Raw genomic sequence first — 3346 nt, 5'->3', positions numbered from 1 at the left:
CCAGCCCCCCCCGGCCCCGCGGTGGGGGCCCCCCCCCCGGCACCCCCTACCCCCCGGTGCCGTCGGGGCACTTTGGGCCCCCCCCCGGCGTTCGAGGACGGACACCCGGCCCGCCCGGCGGTACCGGTTCCTTGTCGACCTTTCCGGTGTTCGAGGACGGACATGCGGCCTACCCGCGGTACCGGCTCACCTTTCAGCCCGTCCGGTGTTTGAGGACGGACACCCCGGCCTGCCCGGCGGTGCCGGGCACCTCCCCGGGGCTGGGGCGGGCCCCGGTTCGGAAGGGGCGGGGCGGGGAGAAGCTCGCCGCAGGCGGCCCGGTGCGGCACGCTGGTGCCATGCCGGAACTGCCAGAAGTCGAAGCGCTGAGAGGCTTCCTCGGCGACCACCTGGTCGGAAAGGAGATCGCCAAGGTCCTGCCCGTGGCCATCAGCGTCCTCAAGACCTACGACCCTCCGCTCACCGCCGTCGAGGGCACGGAGGTCACCGCCGTGCACCGGCACGGCAAGTTCCTCGACATCACCACGACGGGCGGGCTGCACCTGGTCTTCCACCTCGCCCGCGCGGGCTGGCTCCAGTGGAAGGACGTCCTGCCGTCCGGCGTGCCCCGCCCCGGCAAGGGCCCGCTCGCGCTGCGCACCGCGCTCACCGGTGGCGACGGCTTCGACCTGACCGAGGCCGGCACGACGAAGCGGCTGGCCGTCCATCTCGTACGGGACCCGTCCGAGGTCCCCGGCATCGCCCGGCTCGGCCCCGACCCCCTCGCCGACGGCTTCGGGCGGGACGTCTTCGCGGGGCTCCTCGCCGGTGAATGCCGCCAGATCAAGGGCGCATTGCGCGACCAGAGCCTCATCGCCGGAATCGGTAACGCCTACAGCGACGAGATCCTGCACGCCGCGAAAATGTCACCCTACAAACTCACATCGAAACTCACCGAGGACGAGATCACCGGACTCTACGAGGCCATGCGCACGACGCTCACCGACGCCGTCGAGCGCTCGCACGGGCTCGCCGCCGGGAATCTCAAGTCCGAGAAGAAGAGCGGTCTGCGGGTGCACGGCCGCACCGGCGAGCCCTGTCCGGTGTGCGGCGACACCATCCGTGAAGTCTCGTTCCACGACTCGTCGCTGCAGTACTGCCCCACCTGCCAGACGGGCGGCAAGCCGCTCGCCGACCGCCGGTTGTCCCGGCTGCTCAAGTGACCCGGCCGAGCGGAGACGGGTGGTCAGGGGCATCAGCTGGTCAGGGTCGACAGGTGGTCGGGTCAGCGGTCCAGGGTGACGAGGCGTTCGCCCTGCACGGTACGGACCTCGAAGCGGTCGATCTCGGCGGGCCGCAGCGCTGTCGCCGCCTCGAGGTCCAGCGGATCCTCGCCTCCGGGCGAGCCGGGGACGCCGTGGCCGCCGCTCGGCACCGACCAGGTGGTGATCCTGTGCTCCTTGCCGTCCTTGCCGACCACGACCAGCTCGCAGGTCCGCGGGCCGCGCAGCTGCGCCATGCGCAGCGCGACGGCGGTGCCCCAGTCCGCGGTACGGAGGTCGACGGCGCCGTACACGCCCGTCGCGGCGTCCGTGGCGACGATCCGCGCATCGGGGCCGCCGCTCACCTTCCCGTCACCGTCCATCAGGGCCGCCGTCACGGCGGGCAGCGCGACGATCAGTGCCGCGGCCGCGATCACCAGCCGAAGCCTGCGGCGGGAGCTGCGTCGGCGCAGCTCCGCGACCTCGAGGAGCAGCCGGTCGAGCAGCGACGGCGAGGGCAACGGCAACGGGGACGTCGACTCCGACGTCGACTGCGACGGCCCGGTCCCGGGCGCACCGGCACCGTCAGGCCTCCCTGGACCGGCGAGTTCGGCCAGCGCCGAGGCGACCGGCGTGAAATCGGCCAGCCGTACCGCACACAGGACGCACTCCGACAGATGCTCCTCGAAGCGGAACGCGTCCGAGGGATCGAGGACGCCCAGCGCATAGGCGGCCACGTCCCGGTGCCGCTCCCGCAGATTCATGGACCATTCCTCGATTCGCGTCTGCTGACGTGTCCGTAGTGTGTTGTGGTGTCGCCCTGGAATACGCAGAAAGACCCTTCCGCGCTCATGCGTCAGGTGGAGAAACGGGGAAACTCATGACCGTGCCACCCTCCGGCAGCCCTCATGTGGAGCTGCTCCTCGGCGCGTACGTACTCGGCGCGCTCGCACCCGAGGAGGACGCGGGCGTCGCCCGCCATCTGGCGTGCTGCGACCCGTGCCGGGCGGCGTATCTGGATCTCGCCGACGCGCGGGCGCTGCTCGCGATGGTCACGGTGGAGGACCTGCTCGACGGCATCGAGGGGATCGATCGCCTGGACGGCTTCGGCGGACTCGACGTCTCCGAGGACCACGACGTACCCGAGGACGGTGGCGGGCCGCAGGGCATCGGCAATCCGTAGACCCGTGGTCCCGTGGTCTCGCGTTCGTCCCCCGCCTAAACTCCGCAGCATGCTGCGCGTACTGGCCGTCGACGACGAGAAACCGGCTCTCGAGGAACTGCTGTATCTGCTGCGCTCCGACCCGCGGGTGCACAGCGCGGAGGGGGCCACCGACGCCACCGAGGCGTTGCGCCGCATCAGCCGGGCCCTTGACGCGGGGCCCGACGGTGACGACGCCATCGACGTCGTCTTCCTCGACATCCACATGGCCGGGCTGACCGGGCTCGACGTGGCCAAGCTGCTCGCGGGCTTCGCCCGGCCCCCGCTGATCGTGTTCGTCACCGCCCACGAGGGCTTCGCCGTGCAGGCCTTCGACCTCAAGGCCGTGGACTACGTCCTGAAGCCGGTGCGCAGGGAGCGGCTGGCCGAGGCGGTGCGCCGGGTCAGCGACCTGGCCGAGTCGGCGCGCGAGCCCCGGCAGTCCGCGCACACGCACACGCATACGAACGGGCCCGTGCCCGTGCCCGGGCACACGCCGCCCGCCGTGACGGGAACGGCTGCGCCCGGCGGAACCCCCGAGCAGATACCTGTGGAGCTCGGCGGCGTCACCCGGTTCGTGGCGATCGACGACATCGCGTACGTCGAGGCCCAGGGCGACTACGCCCGCCTGCACACGGCGGAGGGCAGTCATCTCGTCCGGATCCCGCTCTCCACGCTGGAGGAGCGCTGGGCGTCCCGCGGCTTCGTCCGCATACACCGCAGCCATCTCGTCGCCCTCGGCCGCATCGACGAACTGCGCCTGGACGCCGGGGCCACCACCGTCCGGGTGGGCAGCGCGGAGCTCGCGGTGAGCCGCCGCCACGCACGCCAGCTCCGCGACCTGCTGATGCGCCACGCGCGCGGCTGACGACCGTTCGGCCGCCAGCTCCGCGACCACCTGATC

At 72.1% G+C, this 3346-nt stretch carries 4 protein-coding genes; 3 read left to right on the top strand and 1 reads right to left on the bottom strand.

Features of this window, described 5'->3' with window-relative positions; translation table 11 throughout:
• Positions 1 to 338: 338 nt before the first annotated feature.
• Positions 339 to 1202: an Fpg/Nei family DNA glycosylase gene (locus tag ACWCXB_RS36450; protein WP_450728783.1), complete on the top strand. Its 864-nt coding sequence runs from the start codon at positions 339 to 341 to the stop codon at positions 1200 to 1202.
• A gap of 62 nt (positions 1203 to 1264) precedes the next feature.
• Here the strand turns inward: ACWCXB_RS36450 and ACWCXB_RS36445 are convergent, their stop codons facing one another.
• Positions 1265 to 2005 (bottom strand): anti-sigma factor family protein, encoded by a 741-nt coding sequence (locus tag ACWCXB_RS36445; protein ID WP_450728781.1) that lies wholly within the window; start codon positions 2003 to 2005, stop codon positions 1265 to 1267.
• A 116-nt stretch (positions 2006 to 2121) separates the two neighbouring features.
• Here ACWCXB_RS36445 and ACWCXB_RS36440 point away from each other — a divergent pair, with 116 nt between their 5' ends.
• Entirely contained in the window at positions 2122 to 2424 is a 303-nt protein-coding gene (locus ACWCXB_RS36440) for an anti-sigma factor family protein (protein WP_450728779.1), read from the top strand.
• A gap of 49 nt (positions 2425 to 2473) precedes the next feature.
• Positions 2474 to 3310 (top strand): LytR/AlgR family response regulator transcription factor, encoded by an 837-nt coding sequence (locus ACWCXB_RS36435; protein WP_450728777.1) that lies wholly within the window; start codon positions 2474 to 2476, stop codon positions 3308 to 3310.
• The last annotated feature ends 36 nt before the right edge of the window (positions 3311 to 3346 follow it).

This window comes from Streptomyces sp. NPDC001514, assembly GCF_053597075.1.
The sequence above is the reverse complement of the archived record's forward strand: the minus strand, read 5'-3'. Positions and strand labels throughout refer to the sequence as shown.

Excerpts from the sequence above, each read along its gene's own strand:
- ACWCXB_RS36450 (WP_450728783.1), top strand. The coding sequence starts at position 339 with ATGCCGGAACTGCCAGAAGTCGAAGCGCTGAGAGGCTTCCTCGGCGAC.
- ACWCXB_RS36445 (WP_450728781.1), bottom strand. The coding sequence starts at position 2,005 with ATGAATCTGCGGGAGCGGCACCGGGACGTGGCCGCCTATGCGCTGGGC.
- ACWCXB_RS36440 (WP_450728779.1), top strand. The coding sequence starts at position 2,122 with ATGACCGTGCCACCCTCCGGCAGCCCTCATGTGGAGCTGCTCCTCGGC.
- ACWCXB_RS36435 (WP_450728777.1), top strand. The coding sequence starts at position 2,474 with ATGCTGCGCGTACTGGCCGTCGACGACGAGAAACCGGCTCTCGAGGAA.